Source organism: Acidocella aquatica (assembly GCF_030160635.1).
Lineage (GTDB): Bacteria > Pseudomonadota > Alphaproteobacteria > Acetobacterales > Acetobacteraceae > Acidocella > Acidocella aquatica.
In genome coordinates this window covers 1-18,767 of the sequence record NZ_BSOS01000017.1, presented here as the reverse complement: position 1 = coordinate 18,767, position 18,767 = coordinate 1, and the positions used below count along the sequence as shown (strand labels likewise).

The 18,767-nt window shown below is 64.2% G+C and carries 16 protein-coding genes and 1 pseudogene; 9 read left to right on the top strand and 8 right to left on the bottom strand.

All coding sequences use genetic code 11. The features are described from left to right. Nucleotide 1 precedes the first annotated feature (1 nt). Nucleotides 2–1,438, top strand: a complete 1,437-nt coding sequence (locus QQJ84_RS05245; protein WP_284257048.1) for an FGGY family carbohydrate kinase — start codon at nt 2–4, stop codon at nt 1,436–1,438. On the opposite strand, the gene QQJ84_RS05240 is transcribed toward QQJ84_RS05245, so the two are convergent. Continuing rightward, nucleotides 1,435–1,716 carry a cytochrome C oxidase subunit IV family protein gene (locus QQJ84_RS05240; protein ID WP_284257047.1) on the bottom strand — a complete coding sequence of 94 codons (282 nt, stop codon included), beginning with the start codon at nt 1,714–1,716 and terminating at the stop codon, nt 1,435–1,437. The genes QQJ84_RS05245 and QQJ84_RS05240 overlap by 4 nt on opposite strands. Before the next feature lie 4 nt (nt 1,717–1,720). After that, a complete protein-coding gene (locus tag QQJ84_RS05235; RefSeq protein WP_284257045.1) occupies nt 1,721–2,299 on the bottom strand; it encodes a cytochrome c oxidase subunit 3 in 579 nt (192 codons plus the stop codon). 138 nt (nt 2,300–2,437) lie between these two features. On the opposite strand from QQJ84_RS05235, the gene QQJ84_RS05230 reads away from it, so the two are divergent. Beyond that, nucleotides 2,438–3,484, top strand: a complete 1,047-nt coding sequence (locus QQJ84_RS05230) for an NADP(H)-dependent aldo-keto reductase (RefSeq protein WP_284257044.1) — start codon at nt 2,438–2,440, stop codon at nt 3,482–3,484. 118 nt (nt 3,485–3,602) lie between these two features. Beyond that, entirely contained in the window at nt 3,603–3,731 is a 129-nt protein-coding gene (locus QQJ84_RS05225; protein ID WP_284257043.1) for a hypothetical protein, read from the top strand. Between the two features lie 30 nt (nt 3,732–3,761). Here QQJ84_RS05225 and aroC read toward each other — a convergent pair whose 3' ends face one another. Beyond that, nucleotides 3,762–4,853, bottom strand: a complete 1,092-nt coding sequence (aroC, locus tag QQJ84_RS05220) for a chorismate synthase (protein ID WP_284257042.1) — start codon at nt 4,851–4,853, stop codon at nt 3,762–3,764. A 3-nt stretch (nt 4,854–4,856) separates the two neighbouring features. Beyond that, nucleotides 4,857–5,705 (bottom strand): enoyl-ACP reductase FabI, encoded by an 849-nt coding sequence (gene fabI, locus QQJ84_RS05215; protein WP_284257041.1) that lies wholly within the window; start codon nt 5,703–5,705, stop codon nt 4,857–4,859. 230 nt (nt 5,706–5,935) lie between these two features. Here fabI and pdxH point away from each other — a divergent pair, with 230 nt between their 5' ends. After that, nucleotides 5,936–6,514: a pyridoxamine 5'-phosphate oxidase gene (gene pdxH, locus QQJ84_RS05210; RefSeq protein ID WP_284257040.1), complete on the top strand. Its 579-nt coding sequence runs from the start codon at nt 5,936–5,938 to the stop codon at nt 6,512–6,514. 4 nt (nt 6,515–6,518) lie between these two features. Here pdxH and rsmI read toward each other — a convergent pair whose 3' ends face one another. After that, nucleotides 6,519–7,451: a 16S rRNA (cytidine(1402)-2'-O)-methyltransferase gene (gene rsmI / locus QQJ84_RS05205; RefSeq protein ID WP_284257039.1), complete on the bottom strand. Its 933-nt coding sequence runs from the start codon at nt 7,449–7,451 to the stop codon at nt 6,519–6,521. Between rsmI and QQJ84_RS05200 the strand changes: the two genes are divergently transcribed. Together QQJ84_RS05200 and QQJ84_RS05195 are read left to right on the top strand one after the other, a co-directional pair. Beyond that, nucleotides 7,424–8,719 carry a penicillin-binding protein activator gene (locus tag QQJ84_RS05200; protein ID WP_284257038.1) on the top strand — a complete coding sequence of 432 codons (1,296 nt, stop codon included), beginning with the start codon at nt 7,424–7,426 and terminating at the stop codon, nt 8,717–8,719. The genes rsmI and QQJ84_RS05200 overlap by 28 nt on opposite strands. Further along, entirely contained in the window at nt 8,719–10,077 is a 1,359-nt protein-coding gene (locus QQJ84_RS05195) for an ATP-binding protein (protein ID WP_284257037.1), read from the top strand. The genes QQJ84_RS05200 and QQJ84_RS05195 overlap by 1 nt, the downstream gene beginning before the upstream one ends. A 35-nt stretch (nt 10,078–10,112) precedes the next feature. On the opposite strand, the gene QQJ84_RS05190 is transcribed toward QQJ84_RS05195, so the two are convergent. Next, nucleotides 10,113–10,568: an Lrp/AsnC family transcriptional regulator gene (locus tag QQJ84_RS05190; RefSeq protein ID WP_284257036.1), complete on the bottom strand. Its 456-nt coding sequence runs from the start codon at nt 10,566–10,568 to the stop codon at nt 10,113–10,115. Nucleotides 10,569–10,689: 121 nt separating this feature from the next. On the opposite strand from QQJ84_RS05190, the gene QQJ84_RS05185 reads away from it, so the two are divergent. Both QQJ84_RS05185 and serA read left to right on the top strand, forming a co-directional pair. Next, entirely contained in the window at nt 10,690–11,862 is a 1,173-nt protein-coding gene (locus QQJ84_RS05185) for a phosphoserine transaminase (protein ID WP_284257035.1), read from the top strand. A 12-nt stretch (nt 11,863–11,874) separates the two neighbouring features. Next, the gene (gene serA / locus QQJ84_RS05180; protein WP_284257034.1) at nt 11,875–13,461 is read left to right on the top strand and encodes a phosphoglycerate dehydrogenase; all 1,587 of its coding nucleotides are present in this window, start codon (nt 11,875–11,877) and stop codon (nt 13,459–13,461) included. Between the two features lie 53 nt (nt 13,462–13,514). On the opposite strand, the gene QQJ84_RS05175 is transcribed toward serA, so the two are convergent. Together QQJ84_RS05175 and QQJ84_RS05170 are read right to left on the bottom strand one after the other, a co-directional pair. Continuing rightward, nucleotides 13,515–15,734 (bottom strand): YfhO family protein, encoded by a 2,220-nt coding sequence (locus tag QQJ84_RS05175; protein ID WP_284257033.1) that lies wholly within the window; start codon nt 15,732–15,734, stop codon nt 13,515–13,517. Next, entirely contained in the window at nt 15,731–18,343 is a 2,613-nt protein-coding gene (locus QQJ84_RS05170; RefSeq protein ID WP_284257032.1) for a hypothetical protein, read from the bottom strand. Before QQJ84_RS05170 ends, QQJ84_RS05175 begins: the two co-directional genes overlap by 4 nt. 108 nt (nt 18,344–18,451) lie before the next feature. Here QQJ84_RS05170 and QQJ84_RS05165 point away from each other — a divergent pair. Then, a pseudogene (locus QQJ84_RS05165) lies at nt 18,452–18,700 on the top strand (glycosyltransferase); the annotation flags it as partial. Between the last annotated feature and the right edge of the window lie 67 nt (nt 18,701–18,767).

Sequence of the window (18,767 nt, the reverse complement as noted above, 5' to 3'; positions counted from 1 at the left end):
CATGTACCCCATCCTCGCCATTGACCAAGGCACCACCTCCACCAAAGCCTATCTGCGGATGGCTGACGGCACCACCCGCCTGGCCGGCAGCCGCGGCCACAGCCAGCTCCACCCCCACCCCGGATGGGTCGAGCACGACCCGCTGGAGCTGCTGGAAAACATCCGTGCCCTGCTCGCCGCCGCAGCTCCCTTCGCCCGCCTCGGCCTCGCCAACCAGGGCGAGACCGTAGTGGCGTGGGACGCGCAAACAAAACGCCCCCTCCACAACGCCATCGTCTGGCAGGACAACCGCACAAGCCCCGAGACAGAGCGCCTGAAGGCCGCCGGGCTGGAAGCCGAAACCCTGGCCCGTGCCGGCCTGCCACTCGACCCCTATTTCTCCGCCACAAAATTGCGCTGGCTGCTCGACAACACCCAGGACGCCCGCGCCCTGCACCGCCAGGGCCGCCTGCGCCTTGGCACCAGCGACGCGTTTTTTATCGACTGCCTGACAGGCACCTTCGCCACCGACGTCTCCACCGCCTCGCGCACCAGCCTGCTCAACCTGCGCACCCTGCAATGGGATGAAACCCTGTGCGCGCTCTTCGGCGTGCCGCTGGAATGCCTGCCCGAAATCCGCCCCACCGCCGGTGATTTCGGGCAGCTCCCCGGCGGCGCCACGCTCACCGCCAGCGCGGTGGACCAGCAGGCGGCGCTGTTCGGCCACGGCTGCCAGCAGCCCGGCGACATTAAAATCACCTTCGGCACGGGCGCATTCGCATTGGGGCTCACCGGCGCCGCGCCGGTGATGGGCGGCACAACCGGCCTGCTCCCCACCGCCGCCTGGCAGATCGGCGCTGCCGCCCCCCAATTCGCGTTGGAGGGCGGCATCCTCACCGCCGGTTCCGCGCTGGAGTGGCTGCGCGGCATTGGCCTGCTGGCTGATTTCGCCGAAATCGACGCGCTGAGCGGCCCATCCGCCGCCGCGCAGGGCGTGTTCTTCGTTCCCGCGCTGGCTGGGCTTGGCTGCCCCTATTGGGACCGCACCGCCCGTGGCGCCTGGCTCGGCCTCAGCCTGGAGACCCCGCGCGCCGCCCTCATCCGCGCCGTGGTGGAGGGCATCGCCCTGCGCGCCGCTGAGCTCGCCGCAGCCTTCGCCAAAACCTCTCCGCTCGCCCGCGTCTCGATTGACGGGGGGCTGAGCCGCAGCACCTATTTCACTCAGTTTCTCGCCAACGCCCTCGGCCACCCGGTCAGCGTTGCCGCCAGCGCCGACCTCACCGCCCTGGGCATGTTGCAGTTTTGCGAATCACTGGAAAGCACATCGCGCCACGCCGGGCAGGACTGGCAGGTGGTTACGCCGCAAGCGGACGATTTCACCGCCATCCACATGAAATTCGCAAGCGCGGTGGCGTGCGTGCGCGGCCATGGTGCTCAACCTGAAATCATCGCACTCTAAAAAACGCCAGGAAAGAGATACAGCAACAGGATACCCAAGCAGACCAGCGCAACCCACGCCTCGAATACCGCCCGCAACGCCAATGGCGCGGCGCGCAGTTCCATGAATTCCAACCCGACAAAACGAACTTTCAAAAAAGCGATGATGACCACAATGATCGTTACGATGCGTTGTGTGAGCCCCAGCAGGTCGCCGTGGGCGATGGCCACTGAAAATGCCGTGAGGAACAGCAGAAATAACCATACCGCGGTGACGCGGGTGAATAACACTGAATACATGGCGCTACTTCATCAGATAAAAAATAGCGAAGAGAACGATCCAGAGAAAATCGACCAAATGCCAGAAAATGGCACAGCATTCCAGGGCGCTCAAATCCCCTGGCCGCAAAACCTCCCGCCCGGCGCGATGATACGCATAGGAGAGCACGGCAAGGCCGATTAGCACATGCACCAGATGGATGCCGGTGAACATGAAATAGAACATAAAAAAATCATTGGTGGTCAGCGTAATGCCGGCATCGATTTTCCCGGAATACTCGATCACCTTCACCACCACGAAACCCAGGCCGCACAGCCCGGCCAGCGAGAAGAGCCGCTGGGCGCGCCGGCCAGCGCCTGCGCGGGCCGCGTTTAACGCATTGGCAACGAACCACGAGCTGGTGAGCAGCAGCACCGTGTTGATTATGCCGCAATATTGGCTGAGCGCTTTTTGCGATTGCGCGAACAGCGCCACCTCCTGCCCGCGGTAATAGGTGAAGGTGAGGAAAAACAGCGAAAAAACCATCATGTCGCCGAGTATGAGGACCCAAAGTCCTTCCTCTCCCGGTAGATGCGGCGTGCTGCGAACGGCTTTTATCTGCATGCGCCATAGGTGCAGACGGATCGTTTCGCCGTCAAGGGAAACGGCCCGGGGCCACTTGCGCAATGGCGCCCGTGCCGACAAATATAATGCCAAATGCGGCGCGCGTTCTGCGCACCGGTTATTTCATGGGCAAATGGTATGAAGTATAAAATCCTTGGGCGGACCGGTATCAGCGTGAGCGAGGTCTGCCTGGGCAGCATGACCTGGGGGCAGCAGAATACCGAGGCGCAGGCGCATGAGCAGCTTGGCTATGCGCTGACGCAAGGGATCAATTTCATCGACACCGCGGAAATGTATCCGGTGCCGCCGCGGGCGGAGACCCAGGGGCGCACGGAGGCGTATATCGGCTCATGGCTGGCGGCGCGCGGCCGGCGCGATGATCTGGTCATCGCCACCAAAGTCGCGGGGCCGGCTGAGCGCAACGGCATCGAGTATATCCGGCCCGCCCCGGTGCGGCTGGATGAGCGCAATATCCGCGCCGCACTTGAGGGCAGCCTGCGCCGCCTGCGCACTGATTACGTTGACCTTTATCAGTTGCATTGGCCCGACCGCCGCGCGCCGGTTTTCGGGCAGACGCAATATGTGCATGCCCCGGCGGAGTATGAGGTGCCGATTGAGGAAACATTGGCATCGCTGGCCAGGCTGGTGAAGGAGGGTAAAATCCGGGCCATCGGCCTCTCCAACGAATCGGCCTGGGGCACCATGCGCTTTGTGCAACTGGCGGAGGCGCACGGCCTGCCTCGCGCCGCCTCCATCCAAAACGCCTATAGCCTCGTCAACCGGACCTTCGAGCAGGGCCTGAGCGAGATCGCCTTGCGCGAGGATGTTGGCCTGCTGCCCTATTCGCCGCTGGGCGGGGGCACGCTTTCGGGGAAATATGCCGGCGGCGCCAAGCCCCCCGGCGCGCGGATGACGCTGTTCACCCGCTTCACCCGTTATGGGTCACCGCAAGGGGTGCGGGCGATTGATGCCTATGTGGCGTTGGCGCGCGCCCACGGCTGGGACCCGGCGCAAATGGCGCTCGCCTTCTGTGCCTCACGGGATTTCGTAACCTCGACCATTATCGGCGCCACCACGATGGAACAGTTGAAAACCGACATCGCCGCCTTTGATCTGCGCCTGAGCGAGGATCTGCTGGCCGGCATCGAGGCCATCCATACGCAATCCCCCAACCCTTGCCCCTGAGAGCCAGAAAATCCGGCGATAAAAATTCTTTATTTTCTTTGTTCACCTGGCGTATGATACGCATGGAAACAAGCGGTCAACGCACAAAGGCCAGAGGAACGATTAAGGAAGATACGCCATGGTTATCGCCGGACATTCGCGGCATGAGGAAAAACCCGCATCAGGCTGGGCCTGCATCGGCGTGGGCGTTGGGTTTATCGTCGTTGTCACGCTTAGCCTGGTGCTGGTTCTCACCCTGGTTCACTGAAGCGGGGGGTCACGACGCGGCAGCTTGGGTCTATTGGCCCAGCCCGCGGCGCTCGCCTGTCTGTCCTCGGTGGCGCAGCAAATGGTCCGCCAGCACGCAGGCCACCATCGCTTCCCCCACCGGCACGGCGCGGATGCCAACACAGGGGTCGTGGCGCCCCTTGGTGAAGACCTCGGCGTTTTCCCCCGCGGCGGTGACGCTGCGCATGGGGGTGAGGATGGAACTGGTGGGCTTCACCGCGAACCGCGCCACAATGTCCTGCCCGGTGGCGATGCCGCCTAAAATGCCGCCGGCGTGGTTGGCGAGGAAGGTTATCTTATCGCCCTCCATGCGCATCTCATCGGCATTTTCCTCGCCGCGCAACGTGGCGGCGGCAAAACCATCGCCGATTTCCACACCTTTGACAGCGTTGATGCTCATCAGCGCGGCTGCGATATCGGCGTCCAGCTTGCCGTAAATCGGCGCGCCCAGCCCCGGCGGCACGCCCTGCGCCACCACCTCCAGCACCGCGCCGATGGAGGAACCGGCCTTGCGGATGCCATCCAGAATGCCTTCCCATTCAGTGGCCGCCCGCGGGTCCGGGCAGAAGAACGGATTTTGCTCCACCGCGGCCCAGTCCCAGCGTTCACGGTCCACGGCATGGGCGCCCATCGCGACCATGGCGCCCCGGATCACCACGCCGGGTCCGAGGATTTTGCGTGCAACCGCCCCGGCGGCGACTCGCATCGCGGTTTCGCGCGCCGATGACCGCCCGCCGCCGCGTGGGTCGCGGTGGCCGTATTTCATGTCATAGGCCACATCCGCATGGCCTGGCCGGTATTGTGCCGCGATGTTGGCGTAGTCTTTCGAGCGCTGGTCGGTATTCTCGATGAGCAGCGAAATAGGGGTGCCGGTGGTGCGCCCTTCATATACGCCCGAGAGGATTTTCACCTGATCCGGCTCCTGGCGCTGGGTCGTGAACCGCGACTGCCCCGGCCGCCGCCTGTCCAGAAACGGCTGAATATCAGCCTCGGTCAGCTCAATGCCCGGCGGGCAGCCGTCCACCACGCAGCCAATCGCCGGCCCGTGGCTCTCGCCCCAGGTGGTGACCCGGAAAAGCTGCCCGAACGTATTGTATGACACGCTTCAGCCGAAGTCGCTGGCGATGGTCAGATCCGGCGCGGCGGGGTTTTTCATGCCCACGATATGGTAGCCGCAGTCAACATGATGCACCTCGCCGGTAACCCCCTTTGAGAGGTCGGAGAGCATGTAGAGCCCGGCGCCGCCGACTTCCTCCAGCTCGATATTACGCTCCAGCGGCGAGTTATACTTGTTCCACTTCATGATATAGCTGAAATCGCCAATCCCCGAGGCCGCCAGCGTCTTGATCGGCCCGGCCGAGATCGCGTTCACGCGGATCTGCCGCGCTCCCAGGTCAACCGCCATGTAGCGCACCGAGGCTTCCAGCGCCGCCTTGGCGACGCCCATCACGTTATAATGCGGCACCACGCGCTCGGCACCCAAATAGGAGAGGGTCAGCAGCGAGCCGCCATCCTTCATCAAAGCCGCGGCGCGCTGGCCGGCGGCGGCGAAGGAGTAGCAGGAGATGTCCATCGCCTGCTGGAACACGGCGCGGGGGGTATCGATATAGCGCCCGCGCAGAAAGTTTTTGTCAGCGAAGCCGATGGCATGCACCAGAAAGTCGATTTTGCCCCATTTTTCGCCCAGAGCGTCGAAGGCGGCGTCCATTGCGCCGTCATCGCTCACATCGCAGGGCAGCAGAAAATCCGCGCCGATGGAGTTGGCCAGCGGGCGCACCCGTTTTTCCAGCGCCTCGCCCTGGTAGGTGAAGGCAACCTCGCCCCCTTGGGCCGCCACGGCCTGCGCGATGGCCCAGGCGATGGAACGGTTATTGGCCACCCCCATGATCAACCCGCGCTTGCCCTGCATGAGCGTGCCTTTCGGCGGCGAAATCTGGGACTCGGTATCGGGCATGGGCGCTATCTCCGTCTGGGCATTCGTATCGGTGCCGGTTGGTGGCATTACAATGTGACCGTTTTAGGTTGACGCACCCCGGCGTCAACCTCAATCGTAAATCGTTCTCTAACTATTTGAAAATCGGAAGATTTCCGTTTGCGATTGTATCGCAATCACGATTCGACTGCGAACGGTCAGGCTCTTACACTATCCGGCGCTCAACATGCGCGAATTTCTGGAGATTCTTGATGAACAACGACCCGTTTACCAAATTTGGCGTCTGGATGGCCGAGGCCGAGGCCAGCGAACCGAATGATCCGAATGCGATGACACTCGCCACAACCTCGGCCTCCGGCCGTCCGGCGGCGCGCATCGTGTTGCTGAAGGGCTGGGACGAGCGGGGTTTCGTGTTCTATTCCAACCTGGAGTCGCGCAAGGCCGATGAAATGCGCGAGAACGCCCAGGTCTCGCTGTTGTTCCACTGGAAGAGCCTGCGCCGCCAGATCCGCATCGAAGGTAAGGTCAGCCCGGTGAGCGTGGCGGAGGCCGATGAATATTTCGCCTCGCGCCCCCGGGTCTCGAAGCTGGGCGCCTGGGCCTCCGCGCAGTCGCGCCCCTTGCCCTCGCGCGAGGTGTTCGAGGCCAGGCTGGCCGAGGTGGAAGCACGTTTTCCTGGCGAGGATGTCCCCCGGCCTGAAAACTGGTCCGGCTGGCGGCTGACGCCCGACTATGTTGAGTTCTGGGAGGACCGCGAATTCCGCCTGCATGACCGTCAGGTGTTCACCCGCAAGGGCGATGCCTGGGAAACCGGGCTGCTCTACCCATAAGGGGCTATTCGCGCTTCACCTCCAGCGCCCGGGCATAAACCTGCTTCTTCGCCAGCCCGGTCGCGGCGGCCACGGCGTTTACCGCATCCTTCAGGCTCATCTGCGCCAGGGCCGCCGCCAGGGCGCCATCCAGCGTCTCGGCGGAGGTTGGCTCATCGGGCGCCGGGCCGATCACCACGGTGATCTCCCCGCGCGCCGCATGGGTTTGGTAATGCGCCGCCAGATCGGGCAGGGAGCCGCGCCGCACTTCCTCGTAATGCTTGGAAAGTTCGCGGCACACCGCCGCCGGGCGGGCGCCGAATACAAGCGCGGCATCGGCCAGAAACTCCGCCAGCCGGTGCGGGGCCTCGTAGAAGATCAGCGTGGCGCTCAACCCGGAGGCTTCGGCGTTGCGCAGCCGGGTCAGCGCCGCCGTGCGCGCGCCGGACTTCACGGGCAGAAACCCGGAGAATAAAAACGGATGCGGCGGCAGGCCCGAGAGGGTGAGCGCCAGCACCGCCGCGTTCGGCCCTGGAATCCCGCCGACGATCAGCCCCGCCTCGATTGCCGCGCGCACCAGCCGGTAGCCGGGGTCGGAGACCAGCGGTGTCCCGGCATCCGAGATCAGGGCATAACGCGCGCCATTTTGCATGGCGGCGATGAGCCCCGGCACCCGCGACTCCTCATTATGCTCATGCAGCGCGATCAGCTTGGTTTTTATGTCCCAGGCACGCAGCAGCACGGCGCTTGTCCTGGTATCCTCGCATAAAATCGCATCGACTCCGGCCAGGGTATCGCGCGCGCGCGGTGAAAAATCTTTAAGGTTGCCGATCGGGGTGGAAACCAGCACAAGAGCGGCGGCTGACGCGTGTTGCGGAGCCGCAGAGAGAGGTTCCGTCCTTGGTTCGCAAGTCTTTGTTTCGCAGGTCTTTGGTTCGCCGTTCGCATCTTCTGTCATCTGGGGCCCTCCTGGCCACGCTGGCGCTCCTAGGTTGCGCCGGTCAAGCACCGAATTCGCCATATGGCTATACCCCCTCATTTCTGGGCGCCGGCCCGGCGCCCGCGCCGCTGAGCGCGGCCGGACCGGGTATCGGCAAGACCAGCGGCAATGTGCTGCTGCTGCTGCCCCTCAGCGGCCCGCTCGCCCCCGTGGGGCAGGTAATGGAAAACGCCGCCAAGCTGGCCCTACCCGCGGGCGCCTCGCCGGGCCTGGATATCCGCGACACCGCCGGCACGCCCGAGGGCGCCATGGCCGCGGCACAGGCCGGCATCGCGGCGGGCGACGGCATTATCCTGGGGCCGTTGACTGCGGTGGAAGCCCGCGTGGTCGCGCCGCTGGCGCAAAATGCCGGGGTCAACATGCTCACCTTCAGCAACGACGCGACACTGGCGCAGCCGGGCGTCTGGCCGCTGGGCATTACGCCCGCCCAGCAGGTGCAGCGCGTGCTGCAGGCCGCGGCCGATGCCGGACGCACCCAGCTGGCAGCGCTGCTGCCCGATACCGATTTCGGCCACAGCCTGGCTGGCGCCCTAACCGCCGGGACCAATGCGCTCAGCGAACCAGCGCCGCAGATCACCTTCTACCCGCCTGACTTCAATGGTCTGAACCAGGCGGTGAACCAGATGTCTGACTTCGCCGATCGCGGCCAGGGGTTGGAAGACCAGATCAAGGCCGCGCAAGACCTTGGCACACCGGCCGGCCGGGAAAAAGCGCACCAGCTGCAGCACCAGCAGATACCGCCCCCCAGCTTCAACGCGCTCTTCATTGGCGCCACGGATGGCAACACCCTCGCCGAGCTGGCGAATTTCCTGCCGTATTACGATGTGAGCCCGCCGCAGGTGCAATATCTGGGGCCGGGAATCTGGTCCACCATCGCGCCGCAGATGGCGCATCAATCGGTGTTCCGTGGCGCGTTATATGCCGCGCCGGACCCGGCGGCGGCGGCGGTGTTCGATGCCAAATACCAGGCGGCCTACGGCAGCGCGCCGCCCGCCATCGCCGATGTTGCCTTTGATGCGGCGGCGCTGGCCAAAATGGCGGCGGCCTCGGGCGGCTACACCAGCACGGTTTTGACCGCGCCCGGCGGCTTTACCGGCACTGATGGCGTGCTCGTGCTGCAACCCAGCGGCCAGGTGCTGCGCGGTCTGGCGGTGTTCCAGATCGCCCCCGGCGCGCCGGTCATCACCTCGGCCGCCCCCACCCAGCTCAGCCAGCCGGGTAACTAATGGCCCGCCCCTTGCTGCTGGACAGGGCCTGGCCGGCCGCGCTCGCGTTTTTTCTGGCGCTGGCGGCATTGCCGAGCGTTGTGTTCGGCCTGCTGGTTGTCTTGCATGAACTGCACCCGCTGCCGGCGTTTCTGGCCTGGGCGGTTTGTTCCCTGGTGGCGGTTGGCTTTGGCATCGTGCTGGGGCGCGACATCGTGGTGATGACCGGGCTGGTCCGCGCCTTGCAGATCCGCCCGGAGGATATGCCGCGTGATACGGCCTTGCTGGTGCCGGGCATGCGCTCGCTCGGCCAGGAGGCGATCCGCCTGATCCATGCCGAGCGGCTCTCGCGCGCCCGCCTGCTTGCCAGCGCCGCCGAGGACCGCGCGCTGGTGGAGCGTCTGCCAGACCCGCTGCTGAAGCTGGACAGCGCAGGCAATCTGGTCTGGCGCAACGACAGCGCCGTGGCCGCCTTTGGCACCGAAACAGCCGCCCTGCTGCGCCACCCCATGTTGCGCGCCGCGCTGGGCGACGCCGTTAAAGCCAGCGCGCCGGTGCGCGGCCAGGTGACCCTGGCCGTGCCGGTGCCGCGCGATCTGGATGTGACCGTGATTCCGCTGAACGGGCCGGTGTATGTGCTGGTGACCGACCGCACGCACGAACGCGCCCTGGAGAAGATGCGCGCCGACTTCGTCGCCAATTCCAGCCATGAGCTGCGCACGCCGCTCGCCAGCCTGATCGGTTTCATCGAGACCCTGCGCGGCCCGGCAGCCGATGACCCGGAAGCGCAGAAGCGTTTCCTCGGCATCATGGCCGAGCAGGCGGCGCGTATGCAGCGGGTGATCGCCGACCTGCTCAGCCTCTCGCGCATCGAGATTTCGGAGCATCAGCCGCCGGAGGACCTGCTCGACGTCCGGCCGTTGCTGGAGCGCATCATCGCCGGCATGGAGCCGATGCTGCAGGGCAACGAGACCCGTCTCGAAGTGGCGATTCCGCCTGATCTGCCTGTTGTCCCCGCCGATGCCGACCAGCTGGCCCAGGTATTCACCAATTTGCTCGACAATGCGATCAAATACGGCAAGCGCGGCGGCTGCATAAAACTGGTGGCGGCGCGCGCCGGCACGGATGCGCGTTTCGCGGCCAATGGCGTGCTGGTGAGTGTCGCCGATGACGGCGCGGGCATACCCCGCGAACATATACCCCGCCTGACGGAACGTTTCTACCGCGTTGACAAGGGCCGTTCGCGCGCCGTGGGCGGCACCGGACTTGGTCTGGCGATTGTGAAACATGTCATCAACCGGCATCGCGGCCGGCTGATGATCGACTCCGTGGAAGGCCGGGGGACGACATTTACGGTGTGGCTCCCCGCCAGGGGGTGATCTGGGAGCCTGCCCCGGGGGAGGGATGTGGGGAATTAAATCGGCAAAGGGCCTTCCTTCATGCGTTCCATGGCGAAGCGCGAGGAAACGTTGCGCAGGGGCACGGCGGCGATGAGTTTGCGGTAGAAGGCGTCATAGGCGGCGATGTCGGGCACGATGACGTGGAGCAGGTAGTCCACATCGCCGGACATGCGCCAGGCGCCGACGATCTCGGGCGTGGTGGCGATGGTGCGGGCGAAATTCCCAAGCCATTCGGCCGAGTGGTCGGCGGTTTCCACGGAGACGAAGACAGAGACGGGCAGGCCGAGCTTGTCGGCGTCGAGCACCGCGATGCGGGCGCGGATGATGCCCGATTCCTCCATGCGCTTGATGCGCTTCCAGCAAGGAGTGGCGGTGAGGCCGACTTTATCCGCGATGTCGTTGAGGGAAAGCGAGGCGTCAGCTGCGATGAGGCGGAGGATGGCGCGGTCTATGTTGTCAAGCTCGGTCATGGGGGTGGTGCTGCCTGGGGTTGTGGCTTGGACTATTGCGGCGGGTTGGGAAACAGGCTAGAGGGCTGGCTGGGTCACGCCCCCCCAATGGGGCGCTTTTCTTCTGTAAGGGAGAGTTATTATGGCAGATTTTTCTGTTGCCGCAATGCCGGCGGCACGTCCACAGAATCCTAATTTTTCATCGGGGCCTTGCGCCAAGCGGCCGGGCTTTACGCTCGACGCGTTGAGCGGCGCTGCGCTGGGCCGCAGCCATCGGGCCAAGGGGCCGAAGGCGAAGCTGGCCGAGGTGATTACCCTCTCCAAACAGATATTAGGCATGCCGGAAGGCTGGCGCTTAGGCATTGTGCCGGGCTCGGACACCGGGGCGGTGGAGATGGCGCTGTGGTCCATGCTAGGGGCGCGGCCGGTGGATGTGCTGGCGCATGAGAGCTTCTCCGAAGCCTGGGCGACCGATGTGGTCAAGCAGCTGAAGCTCGCCGATGCGCGGGTGATAAAGGCTGATTACGGCCAGCTGCCGGATGTGGCGGCGATTGATTTTTCGCATGACGTGGTGCTGGCCTGGAACGGCACGACCTCTGGTGTGCGCTTCCCCAACGGCGATTTCATTCCCGATGACCGCGAAGGGCTGGTGATTGCCGATAGCACCTCCGCCGCCTTCGCGATGGAGCTGCCGTGGGGCAAGCTCGATGTGGTGACGTGGAGCTGGCAGAAGGTGCTGGGCGGGGAAGGCGGACACGGGATGCTCGCCCTCAGCCCGCGCGCGGTGGAGCGCTTGCTCACCTATAAACCCGCCTGGCCGTTGCCGAAGATTTTCCGGCTGACCTCCGGGGGCAAGCTCTCGGAAGGGATTTTTGTGGGCGAGACGATCAACACGCCGTCCATGCTCTGTGTGGAGGATGCGCTGGACGGGCTGCGCTGGGCGCAGGGCGCGGGCGGGCTGCCGGGGCTGATTGCGCGCTCGGAAGGCAATCTGGCGGCGATTGCCGGTTGGGTTGATGGCAATGAGCGGGTGAAGTTTTTGGCGCAGCGGCCTGAGACGCGCTCCTGCACCTCGATCTGCCTGGTGATTGCGGCGCCCTGGTTTGTGAAGCTGGATGCCGAGGCGCAGGCCAAGGCGGCGAAGGCTGTTGCCGCGCTGCTGGAGAAAGAGAAAGTGGCGCTGGATGCGGGGGCGTATCGCGATGCGCCGCCGGGCTTGCGGATTTGGGGCGGGGCGACGGTGGAGACATCGGACATTCGGCTCCTGTTGCCTTGGATCGATTACGCGATCGACGCTGTTTCCACCGAATTTTAAGAGGTTTGCACAATGGTTAAGGTTTTGATCAGCGACAAATTGTCGCCGGCCGCGATTGCGATTTTTAAAGAGCGTGGCGTTGAGGTTGATGTGAAGACGGGGCTGACGCCAGCCGAACTGCGGGCGATTATCGGCGGCTATGATGGCTTGGCGATCCGCTCGGCGACCAAGGTGACGAAAGAGGTTTTGGATGTTGCCACCAACCTCAAGGTGATTGGCCGGGCCGGGATCGGCGTGGATAATGTGGATGTGAAATCCGCCACCTCGCGCGGCGTGGTGGTGATGAATACGCCGTTCGGCAATGCGATTACGACGGCGGAACATGCGATTGCGCTGATGTTCGCGCTGGCGCGGCAGTTGCCGGAGGCATCGGCCTCGACCAAGGCCGGCAAGTGGGAGAAGAACCGCTTCATGGGCGTGGAGCTGACCGCGAAGACGCTGGGGCTGATCGGGTGCGGGAATATCGGCTCGATCGTGGCTGACCGCGCGGTGGGGCTGAAGATGAAGGTGCTGGCGTATGATCCGTATCTGACCGAGGCGCGCGCGGTGCAGCTGGGTGTGGAGAAGGCCGAGCTGGATACTGTGTTGGCGAAGGCGGATTTCATTACGATCCATACGCCGCTGACCGATGCGACGCGCAATATTTTGTCGCGCGAGGCGATCGCGAAGACGAAGAAGGGCGTGCGGATTGTGAACTGCGCGCGCGGCGGGCTGCTTGACGAGGTGGCGTTGTATGACGCGCTGGTGAGCGGGCATGTGGCGGGGGCGGCGCTGGATGTGTTTGAGGTGGAACCAGCCACTGACAGCCCGTTGTTCGCTCTGGAAAACGTGATCGCGACGCCGCATCTGGGCGCGGCGACGACCGAGGCGCAGGAGAATGTGGCCTTGCAGGTGGCTGAGCAGATCAGCGATTTTTTGCTGACCGGCTCGGTGAGCAATGCGCTGAACATGCCGAGTGTCAGCGCTGAGGAAGCGCCGCGGCTGCGCCCGTATATGGAGTTGTGCCGCCTGCTGGGGGCCTTTGCCGGGCAGCTGACGCAGGCCAAGGACGGTGTGATCAAACGAGTGCTGATTGAGTATGAAGGCGCGGCGGCGGCGTTGAACCATCGGCCGTTGACGGCTGCTGCACTGGCCGGGTTGCTTGGCCCGGTGATGGAGGGCGTGAACATGGTCTCCGCCCCGGTGTTCGCGCGCGACCATGGGATTGAGGTTGCCGAGGGTTCGAACGAGCGCGTGGGCGATTATCAGAGCCTGGTGCGTATTTCAGTGACGTCGGGTGCGGATACGCGCGCGGTGACGGGCACGCTGATCGGCAACGGCAAGCCCCGGCTGGTGGAGATTAAGGGGATCAAGGTGGAAGCCGATTTCGCGCCGCATATGCTCTATGTGACCAACAAGGATAAGCCGGGCTTCATCGGCCGGTTTGGCATGCTGCTGGCGGATGCGGGGGTGAATATCGCGACCTTCCATCTGGGCCGCGCGGCGGAAGGCGAGGATGCGATCTGCCTGGTCTCCACCGATGGCACGACGCCCGATGCCGTGCTGGCGCAGGTGCGCGCGCTGCCGCTGGTGATGCAGGCGACGACGCTGACGTTCTGAGCAGGCGCAGGCAGGCGAAATGGAAGGCCGGGGGCGTGATCCTCCGGCCTTTTTTATGCCTGGTTTGCGTTTTGGCGCCGGGCGGCGCGGGCGCAGGCCAGCCAGAGCAGGAGCGCCAGAAGCGCGATGGCGCAGGCCAGATGCGTATAAGGCGGAATGTATGAAAAGCGGATCACGGCGGTGCCCGCGGGCAGCGCCACCTGCTGAAATATTTTCAGGATCGGGCGGACGGGGGTTGATGCGCCGTTGACGGTAGCCTGCCAGCCGGGGTCAATCATTTCACGCCGGATCAGCGTGGCGGGTTGCGCGCAGGTGGTTTGCATCTTCTGGCGGGAGAGGATGGCCAGTGTGCAGGCGCCCTTGATGGTTTGCGCGTAGGGGGCGGGGTTAGGAAGCTCGTATATGTCCATCGCCGGACTCTGGAAGGCCAGGGTTGGCGCGGGGGTGGCGCCGGTTGGCGGGAAGGGATTCGTGCCGGGCGCGGCGCCAACATATTTGATGCCGGTGACTTCATAGGCGGCGAGGTTTTTTTGCAGGGCGGCGATCTGCCCGGGCTGGTTGCCGAGGAAGATGAGGATGTCGCCGCCGGGGAAGAGCCGCCTCTGTGCGTAGAGAGTGAAGATTTTCGGTGCGGGGATCTGCACGAAGTTCAACGCGGCAATGCCGTACATGGCGGGGAAGTTCGGGCCGAAGGGGCCGGTGGTGTAGAAGCGCGACAGGCCGGCGTTTTGTTGCAGGAAGGCGATGCCCTGGCGGTCAACCGTGGCGGAGCGCGGCCCGGCGAGCTGGGGCAGCAGGAAGATGATGATGCCGCCTGCGATGATGCTTGCTTGTGCCGTGCGCAGGCCGCGGCCGCGTACCATGGCGTACAGCAGGATGAGAAGGGTGAGTACGGTGCCGGTGATGCTGGCGGCGGTGAAAAAGCGCAGGCGCGGGAAAATGTGGAACCATAGCGGGACGAGGTGGAGGGCTGGGATGACCGAGAGGGCGAGGCAGGCAAGGAAGCCTGTGAGGGCCCATAGCAAATGCGCGCGGCGGCAGGGCAGGCGTTTGGAGAGATCGTCAAACCCGTGGGCGGCCAGAACGAAGACCGCGAATTCGAGGGAAAGCCCGGAGTAGCGGATGAGGTCAACACGGGCCATGCCGGGAATGAGGTTGAAGGCGGCAATGAAACCGGGGGCGCCGAAGTCGCGGGCTTCCCAGAGGATGACCCAGGTGGCCAGCAGCGCGCGGGCGGGCAGGCGCCAGCCGGGCGCGGCCTTGGGCGCCAGGGCGTAGCAGGCAAGCAGGACCGGGGCGCAGCCGAACCAGCCGCCGATGCGCACCCACATGAAATCCTTGAACAGGTGCGTGGTGCCCGGCGGGGCAAATTGCGCGATGGCGCCGTAGAAGAGCGGGAGCATCTGCAGGGGGGCGGCGGGCACCGGCAGGGTGCCGCGCGCCAGGAAAGCGAAATCATGCACCCCGGCATCGCCGGTTTGCAGATAGGTCAGAAATGGCAGCACCAGCGGCAGGGTGAGGGCGAGGCCGATGCTGGCTGCGAGTAACATTTTGCCGAGGAAGCGCGCCCGGGCCGGGCCGGGGCTCTGGGCGAGGCGCAGCAGGGTCCAGCAGCCGGCGAGCAGGCTGTTCAGATACGCGGTTTCGGGGAAGCCTGCGTAGATGGAGCCGGCCAGGGCCAGTGGCACCAGCGGCCAGCCCATGCGCCGGTTGGCGGCGGCGGCGTGCCAGGTATGCTCAATGCCGAGCAGCAGCAGGGGCAGGCAGAAGATGGGCGCGGTGACGGTGCCCGCGGTGAGGATGAAGGTGCCGTTGAGGGAGAACAGCGCGCCGCCGAGCAGCGCCGCGGCGGTGCTCAGGCGCAGCTCCATGAGGAAGGCGTAGGTGAAAATGCCGCTGAGGAGCTGGAAGAGCATACGCTGGAGGAACCAGCCGTTATGGAAATGCAGCAGCAGCACGAAGGGCAGGAAGAAGGATTCGTTCTGCATTTCAGCGGCGAGCGGCATGCCAACGCCGCCATAGGGATTCCACCAGGGGATGATGCCGTGCAGCCAGTCCTGCGCGCTGAGATAGCCCAGCGGCTGGGTAAGCAGGACGACTGCGGGGTCAACATAGCAGGCGATGCCGGGGACGATGCCGGGCGTGCCGCTGGTGGCGAGGCTGGAGCCTAGTGTTTCGGGATCGCAGATGAAGGCGCCGCTGAGGATGCCGGCGTTGGCCAGCAGCACGATGAGGGTGAGGGCGAGGATGGCGCGCCAGTGGTTTCGGATCATGCGGCTTTTCGCCGTAATCCGGCATAGCCGCAAACCGCCCAGAGAAACCCGGCCAGCAGCGCCAGGGCGCAGGCCAGGCGGATATGCGGCGGCGCGTAGCTGAATTTTATGCTGGCATTGCCCGCTGGAACGGCGACGGATTGAAATAATCCCGCCTGGGAGAGCGCGATGGGCGTATTGTTGGCCGTGGCGGTCCAGCCTGGGTAGAATAATTCACGGCGGGTGAGCACGCTTGCCGTTGGGCAGGAGGTTTGGATGTTTTGCCGGGAGATGATGGTTACCGCGCAGTTTGCATCGGCGGTTTGCGCATAGGGCGCGGCCTGGGGGAGTTCGAAAATAGCGGCTGTGGCATCCCGGAAGACAAGCACGGGCGCCGGGCCGTTGGATGCTTCGATCAGGCTGATGACGGGTTTCACACGGTGGATGGGGGCGGGGGCGTACCAGATGGCCAGAGGCGTCCCCGAGGGGTGGCTGAAGCGATAGGTGATTTTGGCGCGCGGCGGAATATTGAGCGGCGTGGGAAAGGTGAAGATGAGCGGCGCGTTGTCAGCCGCGGTGCCGGCATCGGCGGTGGCGGTGACGCAGTTGCCGGCGGCGCAGAGTGTGGCCACCACGGGGCCGCGCGCGGTGCCGAAATAGGTGCCGGCCACGACGGACATGGCGCCGATGGCGGAGAACGGGAAGGTGGTTGTTACGAGTCCGGCAAGGCTGGGGCCGCCGGGGAAGAGGTTCTGGGTGGAATTGCGTGGCGCTGTGTAAACGGGTTGAAACTGGTTGGCCCAGAAGAAATTATCGCCCGGCGTGGTGACGACGTAGCGCACGCCGATGGCTTCATAAGCGGGCAGGCGCTCGCGCAGGGCATCGCGCTGGCCGGGCTGGCTGCCGCTGTAGGTGCTCAGATCGGTTTGGGGAAATAGATGGTTTGCGAGATGATCCGTCCACAGCAAGGGCGCGGGCAGGGCGCTATAATTGATCGAGGCGATATTGTAACGGGCGGGGAAGTTGAAATCGAGCGGCCCCAGGCTGACCATGCGGCTCGCGCCGGCATGGCTCTGGAGATACTGAATCGGGCTCATATCGATTTTTTCGCTGCGGAATCCGGCAAATTGTGGAAGTATGAAGGTGACCAGCGGTCCGGCGAGGAGGGCGGTGAGCAGGAGGTTTCGGTGCTTCGGCTGGCTTAGTTCAAGGTAGACGATTATGAGCGCAACAGAGCCGAACGCGCCCATTACGGATGCGGCCAGAAGGTCATGCGGTCTGAGCCTGTACCAGGTGAGAATGAAGCCGGTGACAGGCAGGACCGCTGCCAGAATGATCGCGCCAAGAGTGAGTAAAATGGCACTCAGCCGTGTGCGGCTGAGTGCGGGAAGGCGCTGGTAATCAGAAAAAGCGAAGGCAGAAAGAACGAAAATGGCAAAATTCACGGCGGGGCCACTGTAGCGTGTGCTGTCGGTCGTGGCGATGCCGGGGATGTGGTTCATCAGCCACATGACCGGCGCTACACCGAGGTAACGTGCTTCCCACAGCACAATCCAAAACAGCAGAACAAGCCGCAGGCTTTTGAGCTGCACGCGAGGCCGCAACAGCGCGGCGAAGATAAGGACAAGGATGGCAGGCCCCGCCCATCCGGGCACGCGGATAAACCCGCGGTCATAGGCGGTAAAGAGCGCCGCTGGGGGAGGGTTGCCGAGTTTGCCGTAGAGATAGGGGAAAATCTGTAACGGTACGCCTGTTGGTTCGAGCCAGATTTTTTGGAAATAACCGGTATGCGGCCCGATATAGGCTATTGCCAGATACCCGATGGACGGGAGCAGCAGCGGCGCGCAAAGACCGAGCGAAATGCCTATACCAAGGCTGAGTTTGCCGGCGAAAGGGAGCCTTGCGTTCGGGGGTAATACGAAAAACCGCCAGAGTGACCAGAAGCCGGCGAGCAGCCCGTCAAAATAGGCCACCTCCGGGTTGCCCGCATAGAAGGAATAGGCGCAGGCGATGGGGATAAGCGACCAGCCCATTGGCTTGCTCTGGTTTGCCGCGCGCGCGGAATACTCGATTCCGAGCAGCAGCAGAGGGAGGAAGGGCAGCGGCGCGATGGGGGCGCTCGGGCAAAGAAAAAATTCAGGACTCAGCGCGAAAAGTGCGCCGCCCAGGAATGCGGCGGTGCGGGTAAGACCGAGTTCGGCGAATAATATGTAGCTGAAGACCCCGCTGCCGATCTGCAGGAGGATGCGCAGCAGCAGCCAGCCAGTGTTAAAATGCAGGAGCAGGATAAACGGCAGAAAAAAAGCGGAGGTTTGTGTTTCGGCGGCCATCGGCATGCCCACGCCCGCATAGGGGTTCCACCAGGGGATGATGCCGTGCAGCCAGTCTGATGCCGCGAGATGGCCAACCGGCTGGGTGATGAAGGCGACCGAGGGGTCAACCCAGCTCATCGGGCCGGAGATCAGCCCAGGGCGCATATGTTGGCCAAGGCCGATGAACTGGAGCGTGGGGTCGTTGTTGAACAGCCCGGACAGGGCGATGGCGTTGGCCAGGACCGGCAGCAGGGTGAGCAGCAGCAGCGGGGTTTTGTGCCGTTGCGCGAAGGAGGGGGTGTTCGTTGCTGCATCCATGGCTTCAAGGTAGTTGCCGATCGTCCATGGTCAGTCAATGCGTGCGGGCGGGTTGGCGTGCATGGAGAAAACTTGTGCGGCGTTATGACCTGCTTTAGCGGTGAAACCATGACAAATGCTCGTATTGCCGTGCTGATTCCATGCTTCAACGAGGCGATCGCGATCGGCAAGGTGGTGGCTGATTTCCGCGCGTGCCTGCCGGGGGCGGAGGTTTATGTTTGTGATAATAATTCCAGCGATGGCACGGCGCTGGCCGCCGCCGCTGCCGGGGCTGTGGTGCGGCGCGAGGGGTTGCAGGGCAAAGGCCATGTGATCCGGCGGATGTTCGCCGATATTGAGGCCGATGCCTATGTGCTGGCAGGGTAATTTGTTGAAGTACCCATCCTATTGATCCGACGCGATTTTATATGATTCGGTGTGGCCT